The sequence below is a fragment of the Pseudomonas sp. 5Vm1k genome (assembly GCF_056161485.1).
The window spans coordinates 154,064-179,076 of the sequence record NZ_JBSPCZ010000015.1 but is presented as its reverse complement, the minus strand read 5'-3'; the positions used below and the strand labels follow the sequence as shown (position 1 = coordinate 179,076).

The following is a 25,013-nucleotide window of genomic DNA, read 5'->3' as shown; positions in this document are numbered from 1 at the left end:
AGGAAACGTGGCGTATGGCAAGGCTATCTGACATGCGAAAACGCTGAGAAAGGAAGAGAAATATCGGACTGGATTGGTGCCAAAGACAGCGCGAAAAAGAGCCAAAAGCGACGTGAACTCACAAAAACGACCAAAAATAAAAAAGGGTCGCGAGATAAAATCTCGCGACCCTTTGAATTATATGGTCGGGACGGAGTGATTCGAACACTCGACCCCTAGCACCCCATGCTAGTGCGCTACCGGACTGCGCTACGCCCCGACTAGGCGTTAAACCTGTTCCTCATCTCGAGGAACGCTCAAGAATATATCGCAAGCTTTTGAAAACTGGAAGTATTCAAACGCAGGAATTTACTTCTTGAGGACAACCAACACGTCTTCCAACTCAGCAATCATCTGCCGAATCATTTGCTTGTATTGGGTGGTGTCGTCTTTGGCTTCATCGCCGGACAAACGCAGGCGCGCGCCGCCGATGGTGAACCCTTGATCGTAAAGAAGCGCGCGGATTTGCCGGATCATCAGCACGTCTTGTCGCTGATAATACCGGCGGTTTCCGCGGCGTTTGACGGGGTTGAGTTGAGGAAACTCCTGCTCCCAGTAGCGCAGCACGTGTGGTTTTACCGCACACAGCTCGCTGACTTCACCAATGGTGAAGTAGCGTTTGCCTGGGATGACGGGTAGCTCGTCGTTATGACTTGGTTCCAGCATAAGCCTCAACTCGGGCCTTCAACTTCTGCCCTGGACGAAAGGTGACCACACGGCGAGCCGTGATCGGGATTTCTTCACCCGTTTTCGGATTGCGGCCAGGCCGCTGGCGTTTGTCCCGAAGGTCGAAATTGCCGAAACCGGACAATTTGACTTGTTCGTTGTCTTCAAGAGCGTGCCTGATTTCTTCAAAAAACAGTTCGACCAATTCCTTGGCCTCCCGTTTATTCAGGCCCAGCTCTTCATACAGACGTTCCGCCATCTCAGCTTTCGTCAGAGCCCCCATACGTCACTTCCTTAACGTGGCGTTCAACCTTTGTTCGAGCGAGGTGAGGATATTTTGCGTCGTGTTATTCACCTCATCGTCATTAAGAGTGCGCGATGGATGCTGCCAGGTCAAGCCAACTGCAAGGCTTTTTCTATCAGGATCAATGCCTTTACCCTGATACACGTCAAATAGCCTGAGGTCCGTCAGCCATTCCCCTGCATTTTCACGGATTACGTCCAGTACGGCACTGGCTGCGACGTCTTTTTCGGCAATCAACGCAAGGTCACGACGCACTTCAGGAAAGCGCGACAACTCCTGGAATTTAGGCATTTTACCCAACGCCACTTCCGCCAGAACCAGCTCGAAAACGAAGACCGGGCGATCGAGGCCGAGGTTTTTCGACAACTCAGGATGAATCGCACCCACGTAGCCGACCAGACGACCTTCACGCTCGATGCGCGCGGTCTGACCTGGATGCAGCGCCGGGTGTTTGCCCGGTACGAAGGTGAACGAATCCAGTGCACCGGCGAAGCCCAACACCGCTTCCACGTCAGCCTTGACGTCGAAGAAGTCCACGACATCCCGACCTTGTGCCCAGCCTTCAGGCAGACGGCTACCGCATACGACACCCGCCAGCATCGGCTCTTGCTTCAAGCCTTCCAGTTGACCGACAAAACGCAGACCGCTTTCGAACAGACGGACGCGATCCTGCTGACGGTTCAGGTTGTGCTGAAGCGCCTTGACCAAGCCTGGCCACAGGGACGAACGCATGGCAGCCATGTCGTTTGAAATCGGGTTGGCCAACAGCAGCGGTTCAACACCCGGATTAAACAGTTCGAACTGTTTCGGATCGATGAAGCTGTAGGTGATCGCTTCCTGATAACCACGCGCCACCAGCAGACGGCGCAGTTCAGGCAGGTCGCTGCGGGCTTCGGCCTTGGCTTGCGGTGCCAGACGGGCTTGCGGGTAGCGAACCGGCAGACGGTTGTAACCGTACAGACGGGCCAACTCTTCGATCAGATCGACTTCCAGGCTGATATCGAAGCGATGGCTTGGCACTTCTACGCGCCACTGCCCTGCCCCATCGGCGGAAACGGTCAGGCCCAAGCCGTTGAGCAGACGCTCGACTTCGGACGATTCCATTTCCATGCCCAGCATCTGGGTGATGCGCTGCGCACGAAGGGTAATCGGCGCGATTTTCGGCAGGTGCTGCTCGCTGACGGTTTCGATGATCGGGCCGGCTTCGCCGCCAGTGATTTCCAGCAGCAGACCAGTGGCGCGCTCCATGGCTTCACGGGCCAGTTGCCAGTCCACGCCACGCTCGTAGCGGTGCGAAGCGTCGGTGTGCAGGCCATAGGAACGGGCTTTGCCAGCGACAGCAATCTGATCGAAGAACGCGCTTTCAAGGAATACGTCGCGGGTGGTCGCAGTATTGACGCCGCTGTGCTCGCCACCCATCACGCCAGCGATTGCCAGGGCGCGAGTGTGGTCGGCAATCACCAGCGTATCGCTACGCAGGCTGACTTCCTGACCGTCGAGCAGCACCAGCTTCTCGTCTTCTTCAGCCATGCGCACGCGGATGCCGCCATTGATTTCGGCGAGATCGAATGCGTGCAGCGGTTGACCCAACTCCAGCATCACGTAGTTGGTGATGTCGACGGCAGCGTCGATGCTGCGCACGTCGCCACGACGCAAGCGCTCGACCATCCACAGAGGCGTTGGCTTGGACAGGTCGACGTTACGGATCACACGACCCAGGTAACGCGGGCAAGCAGCAGGTGCCAGCACTTCAACCGAACGCACTTCGTCGTGCACGGCTGGCACGACAGCCACTACCGGACGGGTGACTTCGGCGTTGTACAGCGCGCCGACTTCACGGGCCAGACCAGCCAGGGACAGGCAGTCGCCGCGGTTTGGGGTCAGGTCGACCTCAATGCTGGCGTCATCCAGGCTCAGGTATTCACGAATGTCCTGACCGACCGGCGCATCGGCCGGCAATTCCATCAAGCCATCGTTGCCTTCGCCAACTTGCAGCTCGGCTTGCGAGCACAGCATGCCGTTGGATTCAACGCCACGCAGCTTGGCTTTCTTGATCTTGAAGTCGCCTGGCAGTTCGGCACCGATCATGGCGAACGGGATCTTCAGGCCCGGGCGCACGTTTGGCGCACCGCAGACGACCTGGAAGGTCTCCGAGCCATTGCTGACCTGGCAAACACGCAACTTGTCGGCGTCCGGGTGCTGCTCGGTGCTCAGCACCTCGCCCACCACCACGCCGGTGAATTCGCCGGCGGCCAGCGTAACGCTGTCGACCTCAAGACCGGCCATCGACAAACGAGCAACCAGCTCGTCACGACTTACCTGCGGGCTTACCCAGCCACGCAGCCATTGTTCACTGAATTTCATCCTGCTCTCCTAAGAATTCGTTACGACTAGCGAAATTGCGCGAGGAACCGCAAGTCGTTGTCGAAGAACAGACGCAAGTCGTTCACGCCGTAACGCAGCATGGCCAGACGCTCAACGCCCATGCCGAAGGCAAAGCCCGAGAACTCTTCCGGGTCGATCCCGGACATACGCAGCACGTTCGGGTGAACCATGCCGCAGCCCATGACTTCCAGCCAGCCAGTCTGCTTGCAGACGCGGCAGCCTTTACCGCTGCACATCACGCATTCCATGTCGACTTCGGCGGATGGCTCGGTGAACGGGAAGTACGAAGGGCGGAAACGTACGGCCAGTTCTTTTTCGAAGAACACGCGCAGGAACTCTTCGATGGTGCCTTTCAGGTCGGCGAAATTGATGTCGCGATCGACCAGCAGGCCTTCGACCTGGTGGAACATCGGCGAATGGGTGATATCGGAGTCGCTACGGTACACACGGCCTGGGCAGACGATGCGGATCGGCGGTTGCTTCGATTCCATGGTGCGGACCTGTACCGGCGAGGTATGGGTGCGCAGCAACATGTTGGCATTGAAATAGAAGGTGTCATGCATCGACCGGGCCGGGTGATGGCCTGGGATGTTGAGCGCTTCGAAGTTGTGATAGTCGTCTTCGACCTCAGGGCCTTCGGCGATGCCGTAGCCAATGTGGGTGAAGAACTGTTCGATACGTTCCAGAGTGCGAGTAACCGGGTGCAGACCACCGGAGGTCTGGCCACGGCCAGGCAGGGTCACGTCAATGGACTCGGCGGACAGTTTGGCGGCCAGATCGGCCTCTTCAAACAGTGCCTTGCGGGCATTGAGAACCTCTGTGACACGCTCCTTGGCAACGTTGATCAGGGCGCCGACTTGCGGACGCTCTTCTGCCGGCAAATTCCCCAGGGTCTTCATCACCTGAGTCAATTCGCCCTTTTTGCCAAGGTAGTGAACCCGGATTTGCTCCAGGGCATTGATATCTTCAGCGCTTTGCACAGCCTCTAGAGCTTGAGAGACCAGCGCGTCCAGGTTTTCCATGTACAGACTCCAGATACAAAATAGGGGAAGAGCTTGAAGGCTCTTCCCCTATTTATGACGTTTAACACCTGGCCCCACAAAGGTGAGGCCAGGTGACTGTCGGGGGTACTTAAGCCAAGGTGGCTTTAGCTTTCTCGACAATCGCAGCAAACGCCGCTTTTTCGTTCACTGCCAGATCAGCCAGAACCTTACGGTCGATCTCGATGGACGCTTTTTTCAGGCCGGCGATGAAACGGCTGTAGGACAGACCGTTGATACGTGCACCAGCGTTGATACGAGCGATCCACAGAGCGCGGAACTGACGTTTTTTCTGACGACGGTCACGGTAGGCGTATTGGCCTGCCTTGATTACCGCTTGCTTGGCAACACGGAATACGCGCGAGCGAGCGCCGTAGTAGCCTTTAGCAAGTTTCAGAATTTTTTTGTGACGTTTACGGGCAATGACGCCACGCTTTACACGAGCCATGAGTTACTTCCTCTATTCTTGACTAAATTAACGAAGGCGCAGCATGCGCTCGACTTTTGCCACGTCACACGGTGCCAGCAAGCTGCTACCGCGCAGTTGACGCTTACGCTTGGTCGACATTTTAGTCAGGATGTGGCTCTTGAAAGCGTGCTTGTGCTTGATACCGTTAGCAGTTTTCAGAAACCGCTTAGCAGCACCACTTTTAGTTTTCATTTTTGGCATGTTCGGATACTCCGCATTCAGTTGATAAACATAATCAGAAGGCCTGCCGTGCCCTATTGATTACTTCTTCTTTTTCGGGGCGATGACCATGATCAGCTGGCGTCCTTCCATCTTAGGATGCTGTTCGACCGAACCGTACTCGAGCAAGTCACCTTCAACTCGCTTGAGGAGTTCCATCCCCAGCTCCTGGTGGGCCATCTCACGGCCGCGGAATCGCAAGGATACCTTGGCCCTGTCCCCATCACTCAGGAAACGTACCAGGTTGCGCAGTTTTACCTGGTAATCCCCTTCCTCCGTCCCTGGACGAAACTTGATTTCTTTAACCTGGATCTGCTTCTGGTTTTTCTTGGCTGCGGCAATCTGCTTCTTCTTTTCGAAGATCGATTTGCCGTAGTCCATCAGTTTGCAAACAGGGGGTACTGCATCGGCGGAAATTTCCACCAGATCCAGTTTGGCCTCTTCAGCCTTAAGAAGCGCGTCTTCAATTGACACAATCCCAAGCTGCTCACCCTCAGCCCCAATTAACCGAACCTCGCGTGCCGAGATATTCTCGTTGATCGGGGCTTTCGGTGCAGCTCGTTTATCTTGTCTCATTTCACGCTTAATAGTAATTACTCCGAATCTGGGCGACCACGCCGGGAAACCGCTTGAGCGAGGAACTCAGCGAATTGGGCGACGGGCATCGAGCCCAGGTCAGCACCTTCACGAGTACGCACAGCGACAGTCTGCATCTCGACTTCCCGATCTCCGATAACCAAGAGATAAGGAACCTTGAGCAAAGTATGCTCGCGGATTTTAAAGCCGATCTTTTCATTTCTCAAGTCAGACTTGGCACGAAATCCGCTTTCGTTGAGAGTTTTTTCAACCTCAGCGGCGAAATCAGCCTGTTTATCAGTGATATTCATGATCACTGCCTGGGTCGGAGCCAGCCACGCAGGGAACGCGCCCTCGTAGTGCTCGATCAGGATTCCGACAAAACGTTCGAAAGAGCCCAGGATCGCCCGGTGCAACATAACCGGGTGCTTGCGACTGTTGTCTTCGGAGACGTATTCGGCTCCCAGACGGACAGGCAGGTTAAAATCGAGCTGAAGGGTACCACACTGCCAGACACGGCCAAGGCAATCTTTCAGCGAGAACTCGATCTTCGGACCGTAGAACGCACCCTCGCCCGGCTGCAAATCGTACGGCAAGCCAGCGCTATCAAGGGCTGCAGCCAAAGCGGCTTCGGCGCGATCCCACAGCTCGTCGGAACCGACGCGTTTTTCCGGACGAGTGGACAGTTTCATCTCGACGTCTTTAAAGCCGAAGTCGGCGTAAACGTCCATGGTCAGCTTGATAAACGCGGCGGACTCGGCCTGCATCTGCTCTTCGGTGCAGAAGATGTGGGCGTCATCCTGAGTGAACGCACGCACACGCATGATGCCGTGCAAGGCACCCGAAGGCTCGTTACGGTGACAAGCACCGAATTCGGCCAGACGCATCGGCAACTCGCGGTAGCTCTTCAGGCCTTGATTGAACACCTGCACGTGGCAAGGGCAGTTCATCGGCTTGATGGCGTAGTCGCGGTTTTCCGACTGAGTGGTGAACATGTTGTCGGCGTAGTTGGCCCAGTGCCCGGACTTCTCCCACAGGCTGCGGTCAACGACTTGCGGAGTCTTGATCTCCAGATAGCCATTGTCGCGCTGAACCTTGCGCATGTACTGCTCGAGCACTTGGTACAGAGTCCAGCCGTTCGGGTGCCAGAACACCATGCCCGGGGACTCTTCCTGAGTGTGGAACAGACCCAGACGCTTGCCGATCTTGCGGTGATCGCGCTTTTCAGCTTCTTCGATGCGCTGGATGTAAGCCGCCAGCTGCTTCTTGTCAGCCCAGGCAGTACCGTAAACGCGCTGCAATTGCTCGTTCTTGGCATCGCCACGCCAGTAGGCGCCGGACAACTTGGTCAGCTTGAAGGATTTCAGGAAGCGGGTGTTCGGCACGTGCGGACCGCGGCACATGTCGACGTATTCTTCGTGATAGTACAGGCCCATGGCCTGCTCGTTCGGCATGTCCTCGACCAGGCGCAACTTGTAGTCTTCGCCACGAGCCTTGAACACTTCGATCACTTCGGCACGCGGAGTGACTTTCTTGATCACGTCATAATCTTTCTCGATCAGCTGCTGCATGCGCTGTTCGATCGCAGCCAGGTCGTCCGGAGTGAAAGGACGTTCGAAGGCGATGTCGTAATAGAAGCCTTCGTCGATGACCGGCCCGATGACCATCTTGGCCGTCGGGTACAACTGCTTGACCGCGTGGCCAACCAGGTGGGCGCAAGAGTGGCGAATGATCTCCAGCCCCTCTTCATCCTTTGGCGTAATGATTTGCAGCGTGGAATCGCTGTCGATGATGTCGCTGGCGTCGACCAGCTTGCCATTGACCTTGCCGGCCACGGTGGCTTTGGCCAGGCCAGCACCAATGGATGCGGCGACCTCGGCTACGGAAACCGGGTGATCGAATGAACGTTGACTGCCGTCGGGAAGAGTAATAGTTGGCATGGCGCCTCCTCTCCTAGTGGTGACCCCTACCAAAGGTCACGTGGGTTGGGATGAGCCAGTACAAGATCCGATCCAGGCCATTCAATGACGAACGCCTGCCTTACAGCGGCAGGAGCCTTGCGGCCAACCGGAAAACCGAACCAGAGTGACTGGGATTCAAATCAGGGTTATTCGTGCCTCTGCCGCCACCGGGACTGAAAGTCAGTCCGGAGCCTGCAAAAGCCCGAGCGAGGCATGCTAGCACAGATGAACGGTCGTCGCGGTAGAGAGGTTTTCTGCCGGGGCAAATCAGGCGATTTTATGCCAGAGTGCTGAACTTGAACCCCGCTTTACCTCTCTGATAACAAGACATTGACCCACAAGGAGCATCCCAGCATGCGTCTGAATCGTTTGTTCGCCGTAGTCGCCCCCATCGTTCTGTTGTTGCCACTGGCCGCCCATGCCGATTGGCCAAAGGGCGAACGCGAAAAATACATGGCTCAGTGCACCCAGGCAGCCACCCCGCAGATTGGCGCTGCCGCGGCCAAGGCTCACTGCGCTTGCGGTGCCGACGCGATCAAGTCGTACCCGGAAAAGGACATTCAGTCATTGATGGACAACACGGCCAGTGATGCACTGAAAAAACAGGCGCTGGACAAAATCGCGTCGTGCAGAGCCGATACCAAGGCAAAAAAATAAGCACCCGATCCCGCCACGAGGGCCCTGACGAGCGCTAAAAAGCCTCTGAAAACTGCTTTTTTGTACAATTTATGCAGGTTTTACAGCTTTTTTTATCGTCTTTACTTTCGGCCGAAAGCCTTTTAAAACGGGGCTTTCAGCCAGATCAAGCAGCAAAGAAAGCACGGTTGAGGGGCAAACAGCACCTTCGGGGGGCTCCCAAACCGTACATTTCGACTATGATAGTCCCGTGTGCCCAGTTGGCCTGAGCAGCACAGTACTACTGAAAATATATGTTTCTTGGAGATACACCATGTCTAATCGCCAAACCGGCACCGTTAAATGGTTCAACGATGAAAAAGGCTTCGGCTTCATCACTCCTCAAGGTGGCGGTGACGACCTGTTCGTACACTTCAAAGCTATCGAAAGCGACGGTTTCAAAAGCCTGAAAGAAGGCCAAACCGTTTCCTTCGTGGCTGAGAAAGGCCAAAAGGGTATGCAAGCTGCACAAGTTCGCCCAGAGTAAGTTTCTGGCGCACTAAAAAAACCCCGTCCATGTGACGGGGTTTTTTATGGGCGAAACAAAAGCCTGAACGAATCAGCCGCAATTGATGCGCGTGATCACCAGGTTGTCATCGGTGTTCAGATTCAGGCGATCGGAACGGTACTCCAGGGTCACCATATCGCTGGGCTTGAGGATCCGGGCGTTCTGCGCGCCTGCGCGAGTACGTGCCTGCTCCAGCAGTTCTGGCGAGGCCTTTTTACCGACGGTGAATTCTGCGGCCTTTGAGTCACAACGGCTGTGGCCGGTGTCGGTCACCACAGGGTCCTTTGCTGCCGACTCGGTGGAGGGAGTGCTGCAACCGGCCAGCATGGCAACGGCCAACAAAGTACCCAATGACGCGAGCTTCCAAGGCATGAAGCCTCCTTTCAATAGTTAAGCTGAGTTCGTGCGACCGCCAATCCGGCCTTTGGTTTCACAGGCAGCGTTATCACCCTGCCCCTCTATCTGGACAATCAGCGAGTTTGCCTGAGCGTCGCCGCGTCGTTCATCACTCAATCGTGACTGAATATGAACAGCACATCAGTAGATGTCGATGTAGTCGAACGGTGGCGTCGGCCAGTTCTCTTTCAGTGCATTGAAAATCTGCATGACCCAGACCTCGTCACTGGCCGCGACCAATCCCACATAACCCGAGCCCTTGGCCCACGTCTCCAGACGAAACAGCAGGCCACCGATATCGGTACCGCCGACAACGCCCGATGAAATATAAGCGATGCCAGCCTTGGTCACCCGCAACTGGGTGTGCTCGTCGTCGCTGGCGGAGGCCAACAACTGGCGCACGGCCTCAAGGGTCAAACCGTCAGGGGTGTTCAAATCGATCTGCACAGCGCGGTCCTTGAAAATCCATCAAAGACCAAGTGTCGCATAGCCCTACCCTCATGCCTAAGTCGGAGTGCCAAACGTTGCGCAAAATGGTTAACTCAGCACTCAGACTTTTCCGACTTTACGAGCGCCATCATGACCACCGTAAGTATCGACGCCGACATCAAAGCCAAGTGGGCACAGGGCCACAGCTCTTACAGCCCCGGTAGCCCGGAAGAGCTGGCAATCATTGGGATCGATCTGTTGGTCAAGGAACTGGGAACGCAAGCCGCGCAGTCGTTCATCGCCCAGGTATTCGAGAAATACCCGGCGGACTACCTCGGCGTGGTGGATTCAGGCAGGGAATAAAAACCCGCAGGCTGGCACCTGCGGGTATACGGCTTACTTCAGACGAGCCAGACGCTGGGTCAGCAGATCGAAGAAACCCTGAGCATCGCCATTCTCGACCCAGAAAGCATTCTTCGGCGCTTTCAGGCCGTCATACCAATCGACGACAGTCTGGCCAAAGGTGATGCCTTCGCGGCTGTCGATCGCCACATTGACCGAACGACCGGTGAACAGCTCTGGCTTCAGCAGGTAAGCGATGACAGTGGCGTCATGCACCGGGCCGCCCGGGATACCGTAGTGCTCCATATCGCCCTTGACGTACTCATTGAGAATATCGCCCACGATCTTGCCGGCATTGTTGTTGAGCGCGGCGATCTGCTTCAGGCGCGCGTCACTGGTGAGGATCTTGTGGGTCACGTCCAGCGGCAGGTAGGTCAGCTTCACGCCACTCTTGAGCACCACTTCCGCAGCCTGTGGGTCGGCGAACAGGTTGAATTCGGCCACCGGGGTGATGTTGCCGCCATTGAAATGCGCACCGCCCATGACCACCACTTCCTTGATGCCCTGAACGATTTCAGGCTCCTGGATCAGCGCCAGAGCCAGGTTGGTCTGTGGACCGAGCATGGCGATGGTGATGCTGTGGGGTTTGGCGGCTTTCAAAGTATCGATCAGGTAATTGACCGCATTGCCCTCGGCCAAGCCTTTCTTCGGCTCGTGCACGGTGACACCCGACAGGCCTTCCTTGCCATGGATGTTCTCGGCGTAGATCGGTGTGCGCATCAGTGGTTTCGGTGCGCCAGCGTAGACCGGCACTTCTTCGCGCCCTGCCCACTCACGAGCCAGGCGCGCATTACGCGAGGTCTTGTCCAGGCGCACGTTGCCCGCCACGGTGGTCAGCGCGCGAATGTTCAGTTCTTCCGGCGAAGCCAGGGCAAACAGCAAGGCGACCACGTCATCGGCACCCGGATCGGTGTCGATGATCAAGTCGATTTTTTCCGCCGCCTGGGCGCTTGTTGCGGTAATCAGGGACAAAAGCAGCAGACTCCGGAGCAGATGATGCAGTTTCTGAGCATAGCGGTGCATAGCGCACTCCTTGTGCGTGGGAAAGCAAAAAGGGATACAGCGAGTTAGAACGTCACCCCGGACACCAGCACGATGTTGCAGTACGGCGAGCACTCGCCGGTACGAACAATCGCCCGCGCCTGTCGGCTGATGACTTTGAATTGCTCATGACTAAGCAGTTCGCGACGACCCAGCGCGCCTTCGACATTCAGCTCATCCAGCGTCGTCAGGGCCACCGGTTGCTTGTCCAGAATCTCCTGGGCGAGCACATGGCTTTCAACCTGCATTTCGCTGAGCACCACCTTCAAGGTGCTGACAAAATCCGGAATGCCGTGGGTCAGGGCCAGGTCGATCAGTTCGACGCCTGGCGGCACCGGCAGGCCGGCATCGCCGATCACCACCATGTCGCCATGGCCCAGGGACGCGATCAGCCGCGACAGCGCGACGTTGAGCAAAGGTGTCTTTTTCATGGTGTCTTAAAGGCCTGTACGTCGGACAAGGTAGGAATCGAAGGTTGAGCGCCCGCACGAGTGACCGATAGCGCTGCGGCGACTTGACCGAAACGGATCGCCTCGGCCTCGCTTTTGCCGGACGCCAATGCTGCGGCGAAACCACCGACGAAGGTGTCACCCGCCGCCGTTGTATCCACCGCTTTCACGGTCGGCGCAGGGAAATGCTCGAAGCCTGTGCCATTAGCAAACAACGATCCTTGGGCGCCAAGGGTAATGATTACTTTCGCGGCGCCCATGGTGATCAATCGAGTCGCGGCGGTTTCGGCGGTGTCCAGGGAATCCACCGGCAACCCGCTCAGGGCCGATGCTTCGCTTTCATTGGGGATCAGATAGTCGATGGACGCGTACCAATCCGCCGGCAGCGGGCGACTGGCTGGCGCCGGGTTGAGAATCACGGTTTTGCCCAGTTCACGACCGCGCTTGAGCGCATGACCGACTGTGGCGTCCGGCACTTCCAGCTGACAAATGATCACGTCTGCTGCTTGCAATACTGCATCGAAACCGTCGATCACTGCCGGCGTCAACGCACCGTTGGCACCGGCGACAATCACGATCGCGTTCTGGCTGTTGTCATCGACCACGATCAAGGCCACGCCACTGGCGCCGTCGACAATACTCACGGCCTGACAATCGATCTGCTCGGCCAACAGCGCCCCGCGCAACTCCTGCCCATAGGCATCGGTGCCGACGCAGCCGACCATCGACACCTGGGCACCCAATCGCGCCGCGGCTACGGCCTGGTTTGCGCCCTTGCCGCCAGAGACTGTGGAAAATGACTGGCCGATCAGTGTTTCACCGCCACGGGGCAGCCGCGGCGCTCGGGTCACCAGGTCCATGTTCAGGCTGCCTATTACCACTACTTTTGCTGGCATACGTCACTACTCATCAATTCGGTTTCTGCGGTGCTTTCAGCGGAATTCGGAGAACACGCCGGCCAGCGGCGCAGTCGATTCTCGCAAGACGATACTGGGGGTCACGATCCGTTGATCGGTGGCCAGGTCCGGCGTGGCAATCCTGCGCAACAGCACTTCGGCGGCCATCTCACCAAGCTGCAGGATCGATTGGCCGACGGTGGTCAGCGCCGGGTAGACATAACGACTCATCTGGATGTCATCGAAGCCGATCACCGACAGTTCGGTGGGTACGCGAATATTGCGCTCGGCGGCCGCTCGCAGCACACCGATGCCAATCATGTCGTTGCCGGCAAAAATCGCGCTAGGCGGGTTCTTTTCCAACAGGATCGCGGCGGCACTGTAACCGCCGGTGCTGGTGAAGTCGCTTTCCAGCATGCGCTCGCGGGGCACTTCGACGCCCGCCTCTCTCAGCGCCCGGCAATAACCGGCCAGACGCATTTGCGCCACGCTGGTATCCGCCGGCCCGCCGATGGTGGCGATGTCTCGATGCCCCAGTTCCAGCAGATGTCGAGTGGCCAGGTAGGCGCCATATTCGTGGTCGATGCGCACCAGGTCGGCATTCACACCTTCCAGCCCACGGTCGACAATCACCATCGGTGTGCGCACGCCGGCCAGGCCTTCAGCGAGCACGGCATCACCGCCGGCCGAGGCCACGATCAAGCCGTCGATGCGTTTTTCCAGCAGCACCCTTAAATAGCTGCGCTGCTTATCCGGGTTGTCATCGGAGTTGCAGAGGATCACGCAATAGCCGTTACGCTCGCAGTAATCCTCGATGCCCCGAGCCAATTCGGCGAAGTACGGGTTGAGGCTGTTAGGCACCAGCAAACCGATGGTCGCCGTGGTTTTGGCTTTCAACGAACGCGCGACGGCGCTGGGTACGTAATCGAGGCTTTTGATCGCCGCCTCGACTTTTACCCGCACTTCTTCACTGACCGGCCGCGTCTTGTTCACCACGTGGGACACGGTGGTGTAGGAAATTCCTGCAAGTGCCGCCACATCCTTGATCGTTGCCATGAATCAGGTCCGCCGGCTTGCGCGCTGACTGCGATAAGTATCCAGCACCACCGCCACCACGATAACCGCACCGGTGATGATGCGCTTGGTTGGTTCGGTCGCGCCGATCTGCGCCAGACCGGCCGCCAATACCGAAATGATCAACACACCGAAGAACGTACTGATCACCGAACCACGGCCGCCCATCAGGCTGGTGCCGCCGATGACCACGGCAGCGATCACTTGCAGCTCCAGACCGGAACCGGCATTCGGGTCCGCAGCTTCCAGTCGGGAAATCTGAAACAGCGCAGCGATGCCGGCCAGCAGCCCCATCAGGCTGAACACCAGAATCTTGTAGGGTTTCGGGTTGATCCCCGCCAGACGCACCGCTTCTTCGTTGGTGCCGATGCCGATCAGGTAACGGCCGAACACAGTACGGGTCAGCACCGCCTGGGCGACGATGATGATCACAAAGGCAATGATGAACGACGGTGAAATACCGAAGGCAATCGGGTTGGACAGCCAGGCGAAAGAATCACCGATGTAGGCAGTGCGCGAGCCGGTCATCTGGTACGCAAGGCCTCGGGCCATTTCCAGCACACCGAGGGACACGATGAACGACGGGATCCGCCAGGCCACGGTGATCGAACCGGTGATGGTCCCGGCCAGTGCCGCCACCGCCATGCCGAGCAAGGCTGCCGGCAAGACGCTCCAGCCCCAGCCGAGAATCGCCACGCTGACCGCCGAGGCCGCGAGCGCCAGCACCGAACCAACCGACAGGTCGATGCCGCCGATGATCAGCACGAAGGTCATGCCGACCGCCAGTACCATCAAGTCCGGAATCTGGTTGGCCAAAGTACTGAAGGTGTCGTAAGACAGAAAATGGCTGCTCAGGACCGAGAACAGCGCGACCATCGCCAGCAAGGCACCGGCCAGGCCCAGATAGGTGCCGAGGCCGTAAAAATTGCCACTACGTTTACCGGCAGACGTTGCAGTTTTCATGGAAGATCCCTAGGCGCTGCTTCGTTGAGCAACGCATCACGTTTTTGGTAGCCGGCAAAAGCGGCGGCAAGCAAATCATCCTGGGTCCAGCTGTCGCGCTCGAACGTGTCAATCAGACGTCCCGCCGACAACACACCGATCCGGTCGCAGATCAGCATCAGTTCACGCAGGTCACTGGACACCACCACCAGTGCCTTGCCCTGACGAGTCAGTTCACCGAGCAAGGCATAGATGTCGAACTTGGCGCCGACGTCGATGCCGCGGGTCGGTTCGTCGAACAACATCACCGAACAATCGCGCTCCAGCCAGCGGCCGATCACGACCTTCTGCTGGTTACCGCCAGACAGCTCGGACACCAGTTGCGTCGGGCTGGAACTGCGGATGCGCATGGCGTTGATCTGACGCTGGGCCAGGGCCATCTCGTCACCATTGTTGACGACGCCCGCGCTGGAAATCACCGGCATGTTGCCCAACGCAATGTTGGCGCTGATCGATTGGGTCAGCAGCAGGCCTTCGCCCTTGCGGTCCTCGGTGATCAGGGCAATGCCGTGACCCACCGCGTCGGCTGGTGAACGAATGCTGACGACTTTAGCCGGTGAGCCCAGAGCGACCGTGCCGCTGTCTGGCGTGTCGGCACCGAAGATCAGGCGCAGCAACTCGGTGCGCCCTGCCCCGATCAGCCCGGAAATCCCGTAGATTTCACCGGCACGCACTTCGAAAGACACGTCACGAACCTTGTCGGAGCGGGTCAGCCCTGTAACCGTCAAGGCTGGCGCCCCGATGTTGCGCGGGCCCATGTCCATGTGTTCGCCGAGCTCGCGGCCCACCATCAGGGTGACCAGTTGCTCGCTGTTGTAATTGGCCATCGGCTCGACGCAGACCAAGTTGCCGTCGCGCAGCACCGCAATGCGCTGAGCCACCCGCGCCAGTTCTTCGAGGCGATGGGAAATGTAGATGATCGACACGCCGCGAGCTTGCAGGCGGGTGATCTGTTCGAAGAGCATCTCGACTTCCCGCGCCGTCAGCATCGCTGTCGGTTCGTCGAGGATCAGCACGTGGCAGTCGCCGATCAGGTTGCGGGCGATCTCGACCATTTGCTGGTGACCGATGCCCAGCTCGCCAACCAGGGTGTCCGGGTCAATCGCGTCGAGGCCGACCTGGGCCATCGCCTCGATCGCCGCCTTGCGCAGTTGCTTGCGACTGATCCAGCCACCGTTGCTTGGCAGGTTATCGAGAAAAAGGTTTTCCGCCACCGACAGGGTTGGCAACAGATTGAGTTCTTGCATGACCATGCGGATGCCCAGGTCTTCGGCCTGGGTCCGGCTGCCGGGGCGGTAGTCCTGACCCTGGAATTGCATCTGGCCGGTGGTCGGTGAGACCAGCCCGCCAATGATCTTCGACAGGGTGCTTTTGCCGGCGCCGTTCTCGCCGGTCAGCGCCAGTACTTCACCGCGCATCAGCGTCAGGTCGATGCCGGTCAGGACCGGTTGGGCATAGGTCTTACCGATACCGCTGACCGAGAGGACAGCGTTCGGGGCGGAAACTGACATAAAAACTCTCCATGCGCTCGCCCGGACGGGCGAGCACCGTTGTGTCGCCAGAAGGACTACTTGGTAACCAGCTCTACCGGAGTTTCGATCACACCGTTGGTACCGCTGTCGACTTTCTCGCCCTTGATGATTTTCAGCGCAGTCTCGATGCCGAACACGGCTTGCTTGGCGGCAAACTGGTCAGCGGTGGCCAGGACACGGCCATCCTTGAGCATCGGTTTGATGGCATTGATGTTGTCGTAACCGACTACCTGAACCTTGCCAGCCTTGCCCGCGGCACGGACGGCAGAAACGGCACCGACGGCCATGCTGTCGTTGCCGGTCAGCAGCGCTTTGACGTCCGGGTATTCACTGAGAATCGAGGCGGCAACCTTGTTGCCTTTGTCGATCTCCCAGTCACCGGATTGCAGCGACACGACCTTGATATTCGCCGCTTCCATCGCATCCTTGAAGCCTGCGGTGCGCTGCTGGGCGTTGGTGGTGGTGGACACGCCTTCGATGATGCCGACTTCGTCACCGGCCTTCAGTTGCTTGGCCAGGTACTCGCCGACCAGACGCGCGCCTTTGCGGTTGTCCGGGCCTACAAACGGTACGCTGATGTTCTTGCTTTTGACGACCGCCGGGTCGAGTTGGTTATCGATGTTGATCACGGTGATACCGGCATCGACAGCCTTCTTGATCACCGGCACCATGGCCTTGGAGTCAGCCGGCGCGATGACCAGCGCATTGACCTTGGCCAGAATCATTTGCTCGACGATGCGCGTCTGGCCAGCGGTGTCGGTTTCGTCCTTAATGCCGTTGGAGATCAGGTCGAAGTCGGCGGAATGGTCTTTCTGATAAGCCTTAGCGCCGTCTTCCATGGTCAGGAAGAATTCGTTGGCCAGGGATTTCATGACCAGCGCTACTTTAGGTTTTTCAGGGGTGTCGGCGAAAGCCGAAGAGAGGGGCAAAGCGGCGGATGCGGCAGCCAGCATAGCGACAGCGAGAAGACGTCCAGCGAATGGCAGCTTCATGGGTTCACTCCGATCTTATGATTATTGTGAGCAACGCTTGCGCTGGCGTAGGCTACAGGGCGTTCGTCGATGGATTAAGCCATCACGACTGCCGCGCAAACGTTTGCGTAGACCGAACTATGCGAACCCTGCCGAGATTTGTCAACGAGCAGAATCGACCATTTTGTGTCCTGGCTGGCAAAAACCGGACATTGCCCTTATGCCGTGGTATTGACCACCGATCCGGTGCTGGCCCCCTTGGACAATTCCTTGATCAGGGCGGCTGACACTTCCAGCAGCGCGCCGTTGGTCTCGGCGATCTGCCCTTGAATGGCCATAACCGCAGTGGCCTTGGCTTCCGGCGTCGGATAAGACGCTGCTTGAGCCTGGGCCAATTGCTGCTGTTGCTCGCGCAATTGCTGTTGCAACTCTTGCATACGTTTGAGGAGGACTTTCACCGCCACGCTCTGGTTGCTAACGGCCTCGGCTGTGGCTTTTGCATCGGCGCTTTTATCCAGCCCTACGGGACCGGTCTTGACGACCTTGCCGTCGTCTTCTTTAGTGCCCAGCGCTTTGGCTGCCTCGGCCTCCGTAGCGTCGTTCAACGCGCGGATGATGGCAGCGGACTTGCCGCCAATGGTGACGCCCGCGGCATTCGGAATACCGACCGATAACGACATGTGAACTCCTGAAAAAATAAGATCCTTTAAAGGACCATCGACCTGAGTGCAATTTTCTTTAGCACTGATTCGAAAATCAGCAAGGCGATTTAATCTGCAAAGTTCGCAGTCCTTTTCGGAGAACCGAACATAGACGCTCAACGCGTTCGGAAACCCGGACAACCCGTTGTGTAATTTCGTTTAAACCCACCTAAATACTGATAAAAATCATCAACTTAAAGTTTTCCCTCATTCAAAGTTCGGCTGGTACAGATCCTGCTCCTTCTCGTGTACCCCAGGCGTTCAGATCTGCCGGGGGCGTATCTAGATGAACCTGCATCAGCACCGTCACTACTAGAGAGAAAATAATGAAATCTGCATTCAACACCCTTCTTCCGGGCGCTTTGGCCCTCCTGCTACTCCTGCCCACCGCCCTTCAAGCGAAAGAAGCCGAAACCCAACAGAAACTGGCGAACGTGGTGATCCTGGCCACTGGCGGCACCATCGCCGGCGCTGGCGCCAGTGCAGCCAACAGCGCTACTTATCAGGCTGCCAAAGTCGGTATCGAACAATTGATCGCTGGCGTGCCGGAACTCAGCCAACTGGCTAACGTGCGTGGCGAACAAGTCATGCAGATCGCGTCCGAAAGCATCACCAACGACAACCTGTTACAGCTGGGTCGCCGCGTCGCGGAATTGGCAGACGACAAAGCCGTCGATGGCATTGTCATCACCCACGGCACCGACACCCTGGAAGAAACCGCCTACTTCCTGAACCTGGTGGAAAAAACCGACAAGCCAATCGTCGTTGTCGGCTCCATGCGTCCGGGCACCGCGATGTCGGCTGACGGCATGCTGAACCTGTACAACGCCGTGGCCGTGGCCAGCAGCAAAGAGGCACGCGGCAAAGGTGTGCTGGTGACCATGAACGATGAAATCCAGTCCGGTCGCGACGTCAGCAAAATGATCAACATCAAGACCGAGGCCTTCAAAAGTGCCTGGGGTCCGCTGGGCATGGTCGTTGAAGGCAAATCCTACTGGTTCCGTCTGCCGGCCAAGCGCCACACCATGGACTCGGAATTCGACATCAAAACCATCAAGAGCCTGCCTGACGTAGAAATCGCCTATTCCTATGGCAACGTCAGCGACACTGCCTACAAGGCCCTGGCGCAATCGGGGGCCAAAGCGATCATTCACGCCGGCACCGGCAACGGTTCCGTGTCTTCCCGCGTGGTGCCAACCCTGCAAGCCCTGCGCAAGGATGGCGTGCAAATCATCCGTTCGTCCCACGTCAACGCCGGCGGTTTCGTCCTGCGTAACGCCGAACAGCCTGACGACAAGTACGACTGGGTCGTGGCGCATGACCTGAACCCACAGAAGGCGCGCATCCTGGCCATGGTCGCGCTGACCAAGACCAACGACAGCAAAGAGCTGCAACGGATGTTCTGGGAGTACTGATCCGCCCTCGCCCGACCGGTTCCGGTCGGGCACCGCTTGCGCCACTTGCCCATCTTGGAAAGTGGCATCTCCTACAAAAAAACGCCAACCGTCTTACACCAAACGGAAAAAAACACTGTCAGAGGATTTTCTTGAATTTTAAGCAGTTGCGAAAATGCTTACAGTTAAATACTGTATACACGTACAGCTTAATAAGGATAACTCCGTGGCCACTACTCCTGCCTCTCCTGGCTCCTTTGAACGCATGGGTCTGCGCGTTCAAAAAATCATCAATTCCCCTACCGCGCAAAAATCCAAAGCCGCACTGATTTTCCGTTTGCCGGACGAACCGGTGGACGAATGGGAACAGTTGCTCGAAGAAATCGACGAGAACGATAACGTCACCCTCGCCTACCGCGACGATGGCGGCGTGCAGATTTTCTGGGTTGTGCCGAAGGAAGATTGAGTCAATGAGTGTCCGTTGTTTTGCTTTGCTGTTTCTGTTCATCGCCATGGGGGCCCAGGCCGGCGCGCCGCGCACTTTCAACGAAGCCAAGAAAGTCGCCTGGAAGCTCTACGCACCGCAATCCACCGAGTTTTATTGCGGCTGCAAATACACCGGCAACAAGGTCGACCTCGCCGCCTGTGGTTACGTGCCGCGCAAAAGTGCCAAGCGCGCCGCCCGCATCGAATGGGAACACATTGTCCCCGCGTGGCAGATTGGGCATCAGCGCCAATGCTGGCAGGCCGGTGGACGCAAGAATTGCACCCGCTACGATCCAACCTATCAGAAGGCCGAGGCCGACTTGCACAACCTGGTGCCGAGCATCGGTGAGGTGAATGGGGACCGCAGCAACTTCAGCTTTGGTTGGCTACCGGTGCAATCAGGTCAATACGGTTCGTGCCTGACCCAGGTCGACTTCAAGGCCAAGAAGGTCATGCCCCGGCCGTCGATTCGCGGAATGATCGCCCGGACCTATTTCTACATGAGCAAGCAATACGGGTTGAAGCTGTCCAGGCAGGATCGCCAACTGTATGAAGCCTGGAACAAGACCTATCCGGTGCAAACCTGGGAACGCCAGCGCAATCAAAGCGTGGCGTGCGTGATGGGGCGCGGCAACGAGTTTGTCGGCCCGGTGGACATGAAAGCCTGCGGTTGAACAAACGCTGAAAACACAAAGGCCTCAGGCATTAAAACCCGAGGCCTTTGTTCGTTTCTAACCGCCGGTTTTGTTGTAGCGCCAGTAACCCATCAGATTGAGCGACTCACGGGGAATGCCGCGCTCCTTGATCAGGTACTTGCGCAGGCTCATGACCGCGACCGTTTCCCCGGCGATCCAGCCGTAGAAACCATCACTGGCAGATTCGGCGGTTTCCCAGAGGATGTCCTCGTCGACGTCGACTTCCGCCAACTCCGCCGTGTCGCGGGCTTTCGAAGAAGAGGACGGCAGGCTCGCTCGGCGAACGGCATCGACCATCAGTGATCCTGCGCTGGCGTGATCGCGAATCAGCCATTCAACCGAAAGCCCCGGCCAGTCGGGCACCGGCAACGCATCTTCCCGGCTGTCGACTTCAAAAAAAGCCTGGGTCACCGGCGGTTCGGCCAGGGCAGCCATCTCGTCGAGAATCCCCAGTGCCGCCGGCAATGCCGTGGCATCGGCGACCAGCAACAATTGCCTGAGCGCTTGCGGCGGTTTCCATTCAAAACCGCCCGCGTCCTGGGCCGTAAAGTGCCGATCCGGTGCGGTGATCTGGATCGAAGTCCCCGGCACCGCATGAATGGCCCAACGGGAAGCCGGACCGGTTTCACCGTGCAATACAAAATCGATGTCCACTTCGCCTTGCTCGGCGCGCAAATGGCGAATGGTGTAAGTGCGCATCGCCGGACGCTGCATCACCGGCATTGAACGGTAACGGGCGTACCAGCCATCGTCATGGGCAAGCCTGGCAGGCGATCCATCTTCCGCGGGAAAGAACAGTTTTACCCGCTGATCCGGGGCCCAGGTGGCCATTTCGGTGACCATCGGCCCGGCCAGGGTGACGCGCATCATATGCGGGCTTAGCGTCTGCTTGCGCTGCAAGACCGCGTCGAAGATTTTGTAAGGATTGGCGGAGGCCATGGGAACTCCTTCTGGGAATCGACAGTGATTACGTATAAATACGAGTCACCACCGACGCCCTTTAAGATTCCCTGCTGAACGGTGCCTGAACAGATGCGCGGTTATTGAGCCGCCGGACGCTCGATGATCAGCGACTCGATGTTCATCTTTTTCGCCCGGGCCAGCGCCGCGTTCAAATCAGCCTGCCTGGCCTCGGCCTCAGCTTTCGAACCGAACGGGCCGAGCAGGATCCGGTCCTTGCCGTTTTCCCGGACCACATTGGAAACGAAGCTGTGCTCGATCAGCCAGCCGCTCAAGTCGCTGACCGCCTGGGTTGTTTCGCCGCGCACTTCGAGGTCCCATTGCGGACCCGTTGCCACAGCGGGCGCTTTTGCCGGCGCGGAAACAGTCGCGGATGGCGTTTTTTGAGCGCTCGCATCCTTGCCCTCACCACATCCCGCCAACGCCAATACTGCGATTACCAAGGCCATTTTGCGCACAACGTTTCCCTCTGAATGCTGAAAGCGCGGATTTTAACATTCATGAATACTTCCCGAGTGCCGCAAAATGGGCTCAAAACAACGAGAATCATGGATGCGGCCTCTGTATAGTTACGCCTTGGGAATTAATGCAGCATCTGCGCGTCAGAAAGAGGCACCCAAACCGTGAGACTTCGCACTAATCTATAACTACACCGACCTCTGCACTGTCTGAATCAGGTGCCCTACAAAGCAATCAAGGAGAAGACCATGCTGATACTCACCCGCAAAGTCGGTGAAAGCATAAACATCGGTGATGACATCACTATCACCATTCTGGGCGTTAGCGGCCAGCAAGTCAGAATCGGCATCAACGCTCCGAAAGACGTTGCCGTGCATCGCGAAGAAATCTATCAGCGCATTCAGGCCGGTCTGACCGCTCCAGACAAACCGCAAACACCCTGAATCCTGCTGCAGTCAGTAGCCAGCCCGTTCGCTTCAGCGCAATGGCTGGCTAAAGATTCATGCTCAGTGTTCCGCTGAGCACCCGCCGCCTCCCCCTCCTCGTTACGTGAAGCCGATACTACCGGCTTCGGCTAAGCCATGGCTGTCAGACCATTCGCTTTAACCCCGACGAATAGTTCACCACTACCCGAAGGCAACGCCGCGCGCCATGCCGGTGGCCGCCACCACCATGAGCATCAGCAACAACGCTTCGATATGGCTGATTCGGGCAAACAGCTTCGCTCGCCCCAGATCAACTGCCGCGCCGCGCCCCAAAGCCATCCGCCATTTGATCAAGGTGATCATCGGTGCCAGCTCGAGCAACAGAATGATCACGAAAAGTGTCATTTTGAGATGAAACAGCGGCTGATGAAGGTAATAGTCAGTGCCTTTTTCGTATCCGCCGAAGGCGCGCATCAGGCCGGTAATCAGCAAAATCCCCGCCGAAATCCCCCACACGTTATCAGCCACCAGCACATTGCGGACCTGCGCCGTACCCGCAGCCAGGCGACTTAATGCCGTTCCCCGGGTGAGCACACCCCAAAGCCCCATGGCAAAAGCCAAGAGATGGATCGCCGCAAGAAACCAGTGAGACAGCATAGGAATGCTCCAGACAGGGAAAAGGAAAGGGCTTGTCAGTAGTAGTCCAAAACCCGGAAATCTGCCTGTCAGCGACCTACAGAAAAAGAGGCCGATTCTGACCAGCATGATGTGACTCAAATGCACCAGAATAGGTGCTCACCAAGGATGGAACACATGGACCGATCAAATCTGCCCACACTTGTATTGCTGCCGGGAATGGATGGAACAGGCGAACTGTTCAAGTCTTTCATGTCGGCGCTGCAGCACGCTTGCGACATCGTTGTCGTGACCTACCCCTGCGATGTCCCGCTGAGTTACGGGGAACTGGAAACCATTGCCAGACAGTCGCTGCCCACCGACCGACCGTTCGTACTGCTGGGCGAATCATTCTCCGGACCGATCGCTATCGCGCTGACGTCTTTGCGCCTGCCGCAGCAGGTCGGGCTGGTGCTGTGCTGCACGTTTGTCAGAAACCCTCGACCGCTGCTCAGTCCCCTGCGCTTTGTAGCCAACCTCCTGCCGATTGGAGCCGTGCCCGCCAGATGGCTTAGCCCGCTGTTACTCGGTCAATTTTCTACCGCTGCATTGCGCACGGCCCTAAGTCGAGCGATCAATCGGGTCAGCTCCGCGGTGATGCGCTCGCGACTGCGGTCGGTGCTCGATGTCGATGTGTCAGCGCAACTTGTCCGTGGGATCGTGCCGACTGTTTATCTGCGCGCCACCTATGACCGGGTGGTGCCAAAAACTGCCTCCGGGCAAATCGCTCAGTTGAAACCGCAGGTGCAGATAATCGACGTAAAAGCACCCCACTGCCTGCTTCAAGCGGCACCCGATGAGGCCGCACGCCGGGTCATTGAGTTTTTGCGAACCACTGACACCCCGTAACGCATTACAACTTTGTCATTGAGCTGTCAGCGTAGGTAGCACCCTCGATTCATAGAGTGGCGTCGTCAGTTACCCAGCCTGGGTGACTCGCCTCCCACTGATGATGACAAGGGTCGACACCATGAAGCCAATGAGCAAACTCTGCCTGATCGCCGCCAGCCTGTTGATGCTGGGCACCGGCTCCGCCATGGCCAGCAACATTGCCCCAGTGAAGGCCAACAACGTTGTGCTGGTGCACGGTTCCTGGGCCGATGGTTCGAGTTGGTCCGAAGTGATCACGCGACTGCAGGCCGCCGGTTTGCACGTCACCGCGGTGCAGAATCCGCTGACCTCCGTGGTCAACGACGTCGCGGCCACACAACGCGTTCTCGATCAACAGGACGGCCCGACGGTATTGGTCGGCCATTCCTACGCAGGCACCGTGGTCAGCGAAGCCGGGGTTGATCCGAAGGTTAGTGCGCTGGTCTACGTCGCCGCCCGCGCGCCGGACGCCGGAGAAGATTTCGTCGCCCTCGCTGGTAAATACCCAACCATGCCCGTGCGGGCCGGCACCGAGGAACACGACGGCTACGTCAGCTTGAAGCAGGACGCTTTCCTCAAATACTTCGCCGGCGATGTCCCGCACGACAAGGCCCTGGCCCTGTTTGCCGTGCAACAACCGATCGCCAAAACCCTGTTCAGCGAGCGCACCACTGCGGCGGCCTGGCACACCAAGCCATCGTGGTACGCGGTCTCCAGCCTCGACCAGACCATCAACCCGGACCTGGAACGCTTCCTCGCCAAGCGCATGGGTGCGACCACCATCGAGGTGCCATCGAGCCACCTGTCGCTGGTGTCCCACTCGAAAGAAATCGCCGACCTGATCCTCGAAGCCTCCGGCCGTCAGCCGTAATCCCGGGCCGATTTGCATTACAACTTTGTCATTCAACTGTTGGTCGGCTGTTCGGATCGCCTCGTTAACCTTAGCTCACTGCCCAGACACCCAATCGGCAGCCACCTTCATTCAGATCTTAGAGAGACACGTCATGAAAATGTTAATCCTCGGTTTCGCCGCCCTCCTCGCCACCGGTTCGGCCTTTGCCGACACCCAGCCACAAACAACCGTGATTCATGACCAGACCGGTTTCTTCGTGCACCTGGACGTCGCGAAAGTGCTGTCCACCACTGACATCTCACAACAGTGCGGCATTATTCCTGCGCGGCTGGACTACCTGGACCACAAAGGCCTGGAGCATGTGCTGGATTACCAGGTTGAAGGCTCCGGTTGCACCAATGACAATTGAGTGTGCGTCGCCAGCCCTGTGTAGCTCGCCTCAGGTGCAGATGATCGGGCTA

The 25,013-nt window shown here is 57.7% G+C and carries 32 protein-coding genes and 1 tRNA gene; 11 read left to right on the top strand and 22 right to left on the bottom strand.

Annotation, left to right across the window (positions count from 1 at the left end; translation table 11 throughout):
- The coding region (locus tag ACWIKB_RS25740) for a hypothetical protein (protein ID WP_475270299.1) at positions 1-219 on the top strand (219 nt) is incomplete at its 5' end.
- Here ACWIKB_RS25740 and ACWIKB_RS25735 read toward each other — a convergent pair.
- From ACWIKB_RS25735 to thrS, 9 genes are all read right to left on the bottom strand, one after another.
- Positions 183-259, bottom strand: a tRNA-Pro gene (locus ACWIKB_RS25735). The genes ACWIKB_RS25740 and ACWIKB_RS25735 overlap by 37 nt on opposite strands.
- 89 nt (positions 260-348) lie before the next feature.
- On the bottom strand, positions 349-705 hold the full coding sequence (locus ACWIKB_RS25730; RefSeq protein WP_003179985.1) for a MerR family transcriptional regulator: 357 nt from the start codon (positions 703-705) through the stop codon (positions 349-351).
- A complete protein-coding gene (ihfA, locus tag ACWIKB_RS25725) occupies positions 686-988 on the bottom strand; it encodes an integration host factor subunit alpha (protein ID WP_002553164.1) in 303 nt (100 codons plus the stop codon). The genes ACWIKB_RS25730 and ihfA overlap by 20 nt, the downstream gene beginning before the upstream one ends.
- A 3-nt stretch (positions 989-991) precedes the next feature.
- Positions 992-3,373 (bottom strand): phenylalanine--tRNA ligase subunit beta, encoded by a 2,382-nt coding sequence (gene pheT, locus ACWIKB_RS25720; protein WP_475270298.1) that lies wholly within the window; start codon positions 3,371-3,373, stop codon positions 992-994.
- Between the two features lie 26 nt (positions 3,374-3,399).
- Entirely contained in the window at positions 3,400-4,416 is a 1,017-nt protein-coding gene (gene pheS, locus ACWIKB_RS25715) for a phenylalanine--tRNA ligase subunit alpha (protein ID WP_007905876.1), read from the bottom strand.
- A gap of 109 nt (positions 4,417-4,525) precedes the next feature.
- Positions 4,526-4,882 (bottom strand): 50S ribosomal protein L20, encoded by a 357-nt coding sequence (gene rplT, locus ACWIKB_RS25710; RefSeq protein ID WP_007905879.1) that lies wholly within the window; start codon positions 4,880-4,882, stop codon positions 4,526-4,528.
- Between the two features lie 27 nt (positions 4,883-4,909).
- Positions 4,910-5,104 carry a 50S ribosomal protein L35 gene (rpmI, locus tag ACWIKB_RS25705; RefSeq protein WP_008145659.1) on the bottom strand — a complete coding sequence of 65 codons (195 nt, stop codon included), beginning with the start codon at positions 5,102-5,104 and terminating at the stop codon, positions 4,910-4,912.
- Between the two features lie 60 nt (positions 5,105-5,164).
- A complete protein-coding gene (gene infC / locus ACWIKB_RS25700) occupies positions 5,165-5,716 on the bottom strand; it encodes a translation initiation factor IF-3 (protein WP_169857083.1) in 552 nt (183 codons plus the stop codon).
- Entirely contained in the window at positions 5,716-7,638 is a 1,923-nt protein-coding gene (gene thrS, locus ACWIKB_RS25695) for a threonine--tRNA ligase (protein WP_010455934.1), read from the bottom strand. The genes infC and thrS overlap by 1 nt, the downstream gene beginning before the upstream one ends.
- 375 nt (positions 7,639-8,013) lie before the next feature.
- On the opposite strand from thrS, the gene ACWIKB_RS25690 reads away from it, so the two are divergent.
- Together ACWIKB_RS25690 and ACWIKB_RS25685 are read left to right on the top strand one after the other, a co-directional pair.
- Positions 8,014-8,316 (top strand): hypothetical protein, encoded by a 303-nt coding sequence (locus ACWIKB_RS25690; protein ID WP_475270297.1) that lies wholly within the window; start codon positions 8,014-8,016, stop codon positions 8,314-8,316.
- A 292-nt stretch (positions 8,317-8,608) separates the two neighbouring features.
- Complete coding sequence (locus ACWIKB_RS25685) at positions 8,609-8,821, top strand: cold-shock protein (protein ID WP_003179963.1); 213 nt, start codon at positions 8,609-8,611, stop codon at positions 8,819-8,821.
- A gap of 72 nt (positions 8,822-8,893) precedes the next feature.
- Here the strand turns inward: ACWIKB_RS25685 and ACWIKB_RS25680 are convergent, their stop codons facing one another.
- Positions 8,894-9,214, bottom strand: a complete 321-nt coding sequence (locus ACWIKB_RS25680) for an I78 family peptidase inhibitor (RefSeq protein WP_475270296.1) — start codon at positions 9,212-9,214, stop codon at positions 8,894-8,896.
- Positions 9,215-9,379: 165 nt separating this feature from the next.
- Positions 9,380-9,685, bottom strand: a complete 306-nt coding sequence (locus ACWIKB_RS25675) for a hypothetical protein (protein ID WP_054053050.1) — start codon at positions 9,683-9,685, stop codon at positions 9,380-9,382.
- Positions 9,686-9,817: 132 nt separating this feature from the next.
- On the opposite strand from ACWIKB_RS25675, the gene ACWIKB_RS25670 reads away from it, so the two are divergent.
- On the top strand, positions 9,818-10,030 hold the full coding sequence (locus ACWIKB_RS25670) for a hypothetical protein (protein ID WP_475270294.1): 213 nt from the start codon (positions 9,818-9,820) through the stop codon (positions 10,028-10,030).
- A gap of 33 nt (positions 10,031-10,063) precedes the next feature.
- Here ACWIKB_RS25670 and ACWIKB_RS25665 read toward each other — a convergent pair whose 3' ends face one another.
- From ACWIKB_RS25665 to ACWIKB_RS25630, 8 genes are all read right to left on the bottom strand, one after another.
- Positions 10,064-11,092, bottom strand: coding sequence for a nucleoside hydrolase (locus tag ACWIKB_RS25665; protein ID WP_475270293.1), 1,029 nt, complete (start codon positions 11,090-11,092; stop codon positions 10,064-10,066).
- Positions 11,093-11,136: 44 nt separating this feature from the next.
- The gene (gene rbsD, locus ACWIKB_RS25660; protein WP_475270292.1) at positions 11,137-11,541 is read right to left on the bottom strand and encodes a D-ribose pyranase; all 405 of its coding nucleotides are present in this window, start codon (positions 11,539-11,541) and stop codon (positions 11,137-11,139) included.
- Positions 11,538-12,455: a ribokinase gene (rbsK, locus tag ACWIKB_RS25655; RefSeq protein WP_475270290.1), complete on the bottom strand. Its 918-nt coding sequence runs from the start codon at positions 12,453-12,455 to the stop codon at positions 11,538-11,540. Before rbsK ends, rbsD begins: the two co-directional genes overlap by 4 nt.
- Positions 12,456-12,491: 36 nt before the next feature.
- Positions 12,492-13,511: a LacI family DNA-binding transcriptional regulator gene (locus ACWIKB_RS25650; protein WP_475270289.1), complete on the bottom strand. Its 1,020-nt coding sequence runs from the start codon at positions 13,509-13,511 to the stop codon at positions 12,492-12,494.
- Positions 13,512-13,514: 3 nt separating this feature from the next.
- Positions 13,515-14,492, bottom strand: a complete 978-nt coding sequence (locus ACWIKB_RS25645; RefSeq protein ID WP_475270288.1) for an ABC transporter permease — start codon at positions 14,490-14,492, stop codon at positions 13,515-13,517.
- A complete protein-coding gene (locus tag ACWIKB_RS25640) occupies positions 14,489-16,042 on the bottom strand; it encodes a sugar ABC transporter ATP-binding protein (RefSeq protein ID WP_475270287.1) in 1,554 nt (517 codons plus the stop codon). Before ACWIKB_RS25640 ends, ACWIKB_RS25645 begins: the two co-directional genes overlap by 4 nt.
- A 56-nt stretch (positions 16,043-16,098) precedes the next feature.
- Entirely contained in the window at positions 16,099-17,055 is a 957-nt protein-coding gene (locus tag ACWIKB_RS25635; protein WP_475270286.1) for a substrate-binding domain-containing protein, read from the bottom strand.
- 197 nt (positions 17,056-17,252) lie between these two features.
- Positions 17,253-17,714 carry a hypothetical protein gene (locus ACWIKB_RS25630; RefSeq protein WP_475270285.1) on the bottom strand — a complete coding sequence of 154 codons (462 nt, stop codon included), beginning with the start codon at positions 17,712-17,714 and terminating at the stop codon, positions 17,253-17,255.
- Between the two features lie 347 nt (positions 17,715-18,061).
- On the opposite strand from ACWIKB_RS25630, the gene ACWIKB_RS25625 reads away from it, so the two are divergent.
- The 3 genes from ACWIKB_RS25625 (at position 18,062) to ACWIKB_RS25615 (ending at position 20,289) form a co-directional block, all read left to right on the top strand.
- Entirely contained in the window at positions 18,062-19,150 is a 1,089-nt protein-coding gene (locus ACWIKB_RS25625) for an asparaginase (protein WP_475270284.1), read from the top strand.
- A gap of 154 nt (positions 19,151-19,304) precedes the next feature.
- The gene (locus ACWIKB_RS25620; RefSeq protein WP_475270283.1) at positions 19,305-19,595 is read left to right on the top strand and encodes a DUF1654 domain-containing protein; all 291 of its coding nucleotides are present in this window, start codon (positions 19,305-19,307) and stop codon (positions 19,593-19,595) included.
- Between the two features lie 4 nt (positions 19,596-19,599).
- Positions 19,600-20,289: an endonuclease gene (locus tag ACWIKB_RS25615; protein WP_475270282.1), complete on the top strand. Its 690-nt coding sequence runs from the start codon at positions 19,600-19,602 to the stop codon at positions 20,287-20,289.
- Positions 20,290-20,346: 57 nt separating this feature from the next.
- Here the strand turns inward: ACWIKB_RS25615 and ACWIKB_RS25610 are convergent, their stop codons facing one another.
- Positions 20,347-21,249, bottom strand: coding sequence for a siderophore-interacting protein (locus tag ACWIKB_RS25610; RefSeq protein WP_475270281.1), 903 nt, complete (start codon positions 21,247-21,249; stop codon positions 20,347-20,349).
- A gap of 101 nt (positions 21,250-21,350) precedes the next feature.
- Positions 21,351-21,728 carry an SPOR domain-containing protein gene (locus ACWIKB_RS25605; protein WP_475270280.1) on the bottom strand — a complete coding sequence of 126 codons (378 nt, stop codon included), beginning with the start codon at positions 21,726-21,728 and terminating at the stop codon, positions 21,351-21,353.
- A 249-nt stretch (positions 21,729-21,977) separates the two neighbouring features.
- Between ACWIKB_RS25605 and csrA the strand changes: the two genes are divergently transcribed.
- Positions 21,978-22,172, top strand: a complete 195-nt coding sequence (gene csrA, locus ACWIKB_RS25600) for a carbon storage regulator CsrA (protein ID WP_007938114.1) — start codon at positions 21,978-21,980, stop codon at positions 22,170-22,172.
- Between the two features lie 183 nt (positions 22,173-22,355).
- Here the strand turns inward: csrA and ACWIKB_RS25595 are convergent, their stop codons facing one another.
- The gene (locus ACWIKB_RS25595; protein WP_475270277.1) at positions 22,356-22,811 is read right to left on the bottom strand and encodes a DUF2214 family protein; all 456 of its coding nucleotides are present in this window, start codon (positions 22,809-22,811) and stop codon (positions 22,356-22,358) included.
- 156 nt (positions 22,812-22,967) lie between these two features.
- Between ACWIKB_RS25595 and ACWIKB_RS25590 the strand changes: the two genes are divergently transcribed.
- The 3 genes from ACWIKB_RS25590 (at position 22,968) to ACWIKB_RS25580 (ending at position 24,961) form a co-directional block, all read left to right on the top strand.
- Positions 22,968-23,678 carry an alpha/beta fold hydrolase gene (locus tag ACWIKB_RS25590; RefSeq protein ID WP_475270276.1) on the top strand — a complete coding sequence of 237 codons (711 nt, stop codon included), beginning with the start codon at positions 22,968-22,970 and terminating at the stop codon, positions 23,676-23,678.
- A 121-nt stretch (positions 23,679-23,799) separates the two neighbouring features.
- Positions 23,800-24,570, top strand: coding sequence for an alpha/beta hydrolase (locus tag ACWIKB_RS25585; RefSeq protein WP_475270275.1), 771 nt, complete (start codon positions 23,800-23,802; stop codon positions 24,568-24,570).
- 133 nt (positions 24,571-24,703) lie between these two features.
- Positions 24,704-24,961 (top strand): DUF2790 domain-containing protein, encoded by a 258-nt coding sequence (locus tag ACWIKB_RS25580; RefSeq protein WP_475270273.1) that lies wholly within the window; start codon positions 24,704-24,706, stop codon positions 24,959-24,961.
- Positions 24,962-25,013: the final 52 nt, after the last annotated feature.

Coding starts and splice junctions, on each gene's coding strand:
- ACWIKB_RS25730 (WP_003179985.1), bottom strand. CDS start 705: ATGCTGGAACCAAGTCATAACGACGAGCTACCCGTCATCCCAGGCAAA.
- ihfA (WP_002553164.1), bottom strand. CDS start 988: ATGGGGGCTCTGACGAAAGCTGAGATGGCGGAACGTCTGTATGAAGAG.
- pheT (WP_475270298.1), bottom strand. CDS start 3,373: ATGAAATTCAGTGAACAATGGCTGCGTGGCTGGGTAAGCCCGCAGGTA.
- pheS (WP_007905876.1), bottom strand. CDS start 4,416: ATGGAAAACCTGGACGCGCTGGTCTCTCAAGCTCTAGAGGCTGTGCAA.
- rplT (WP_007905879.1), bottom strand. CDS start 4,882: ATGGCTCGTGTAAAGCGTGGCGTCATTGCCCGTAAACGTCACAAAAAA.
- rpmI (WP_008145659.1), bottom strand. CDS start 5,104: ATGCCAAAAATGAAAACTAAAAGTGGTGCTGCTAAGCGGTTTCTGAAA.
- thrS (WP_010455934.1), bottom strand. CDS start 7,638: ATGCCAACTATTACTCTTCCCGACGGCAGTCAACGTTCATTCGATCAC.
- ACWIKB_RS25690 (WP_475270297.1), top strand. CDS start 8,014: ATGCGTCTGAATCGTTTGTTCGCCGTAGTCGCCCCCATCGTTCTGTTG.
- ACWIKB_RS25685 (WP_003179963.1), top strand. CDS start 8,609: ATGTCTAATCGCCAAACCGGCACCGTTAAATGGTTCAACGATGAAAAA.
- ACWIKB_RS25680 (WP_475270296.1), bottom strand. CDS start 9,214: ATGCCTTGGAAGCTCGCGTCATTGGGTACTTTGTTGGCCGTTGCCATG.
- ACWIKB_RS25670 (WP_475270294.1), top strand. CDS start 9,818: ATGACCACCGTAAGTATCGACGCCGACATCAAAGCCAAGTGGGCACAG.
- ACWIKB_RS25665 (WP_475270293.1), bottom strand. CDS start 11,092: ATGCACCGCTATGCTCAGAAACTGCATCATCTGCTCCGGAGTCTGCTG.
- rbsD (WP_475270292.1), bottom strand. CDS start 11,541: ATGAAAAAGACACCTTTGCTCAACGTCGCGCTGTCGCGGCTGATCGCG.
- rbsK (WP_475270290.1), bottom strand. CDS start 12,455: ATGCCAGCAAAAGTAGTGGTAATAGGCAGCCTGAACATGGACCTGGTG.
- ACWIKB_RS25650 (WP_475270289.1), bottom strand. CDS start 13,511: ATGGCAACGATCAAGGATGTGGCGGCACTTGCAGGAATTTCCTACACC.
- ACWIKB_RS25645 (WP_475270288.1), bottom strand. CDS start 14,492: ATGAAAACTGCAACGTCTGCCGGTAAACGTAGTGGCAATTTTTACGGC.
- ACWIKB_RS25640 (WP_475270287.1), bottom strand. CDS start 16,042: ATGTCAGTTTCCGCCCCGAACGCTGTCCTCTCGGTCAGCGGTATCGGT.
- ACWIKB_RS25635 (WP_475270286.1), bottom strand. CDS start 17,055: ATGAAGCTGCCATTCGCTGGACGTCTTCTCGCTGTCGCTATGCTGGCT.
- ACWIKB_RS25630 (WP_475270285.1), bottom strand. CDS start 17,714: ATGTCGTTATCGGTCGGTATTCCGAATGCCGCGGGCGTCACCATTGGC.
- ACWIKB_RS25625 (WP_475270284.1), top strand. CDS start 18,062: ATGAAATCTGCATTCAACACCCTTCTTCCGGGCGCTTTGGCCCTCCTG.
- ACWIKB_RS25620 (WP_475270283.1), top strand. CDS start 19,305: ATGCTTACAGTTAAATACTGTATACACGTACAGCTTAATAAGGATAAC.
- ACWIKB_RS25615 (WP_475270282.1), top strand. CDS start 19,600: ATGAGTGTCCGTTGTTTTGCTTTGCTGTTTCTGTTCATCGCCATGGGG.
- ACWIKB_RS25610 (WP_475270281.1), bottom strand. CDS start 21,249: ATGGCCTCCGCCAATCCTTACAAAATCTTCGACGCGGTCTTGCAGCGC.
- csrA (WP_007938114.1), top strand. CDS start 21,978: ATGCTGATACTCACCCGCAAAGTCGGTGAAAGCATAAACATCGGTGAT.
- ACWIKB_RS25595 (WP_475270277.1), bottom strand. CDS start 22,811: ATGCTGTCTCACTGGTTTCTTGCGGCGATCCATCTCTTGGCTTTTGCC.
- ACWIKB_RS25590 (WP_475270276.1), top strand. CDS start 22,968: ATGGACCGATCAAATCTGCCCACACTTGTATTGCTGCCGGGAATGGAT.
- ACWIKB_RS25585 (WP_475270275.1), top strand. CDS start 23,800: ATGAAGCCAATGAGCAAACTCTGCCTGATCGCCGCCAGCCTGTTGATG.
- ACWIKB_RS25580 (WP_475270273.1), top strand. CDS start 24,704: ATGAAAATGTTAATCCTCGGTTTCGCCGCCCTCCTCGCCACCGGTTCG.